Annotated in this window: 1 protein-coding gene; it reads left to right on the top strand. The window is 43.8% G+C overall.

Annotated elements, in window-relative coordinates:
- Positions 1–114: 114 nt before the first annotated feature.
- The coding region (locus FRC98_RS20870) for an ATP-binding cassette domain-containing protein (protein ID WP_230467886.1) at positions 115–658 on the top strand (544 nt) is incomplete at its 3' end.

Genomic DNA, 658 nt, shown 5'->3' on the forward strand with positions numbered 1-658 from the left:
TTTGGCTTTGGATCTGTATAATTCGCCAGCTAATTTACCCTATTGTCTGGTTCTTGTTTGTGGCGTTTTGCTGCAGCCTATCCCTGTCAGTACTTTTTCTAGGATTACATTTTTTTGATCTCCACCGCAAATATTTCGATGCAGTTTGGCGCAGAGCCGTTGTTTGAAAACATTTCAGCTAAATTTGGTAACGGTAACCGTTACGGTTTAATTGGCGCTAACGGCTGCGGCAAGTCGACTTTCATGAAAATTTTAAGCGGTGCGCTTGTTCCAAGTGCGGGTAATGTATCTATTACCCCAGGGTTGAAATTAGGTAACCTAAGCCAAGACCAGTTTGCTTTTGAGCAATACAGCGTTGTAGACGCGGTAATTATGGGCGACGTGGAGCTTTGGAAAGTAAAGCAAGAACGCGAACGTATTTACTCGTTACCAGAAATGAGCGAAGAAGACGGTATGAAAGTTGCCGATCTTGAAAGTGTATTTGCTGAAATGGACGGTTACACGGCAGAAAGCCGCGCTGAAGAAATTTTGCTAGAAGCGGGTATCGATAAAGAATTTCATTATGGCTTAATGGCAAACGTAGCGCCGGGCTGGAAACTACGTGTGCTTTTAGCACAGGCGTTGTTTGCAAACCCTGATATTTTGCTACTCGATGAAC

It is taken from the genome of Lujinxingia vulgaris (genome assembly GCF_007997015.1).
Taxonomy (GTDB): Bacteria; Myxococcota_A; Bradymonadia; order Bradymonadales; family Bradymonadaceae; genus Lujinxingia; species Lujinxingia vulgaris.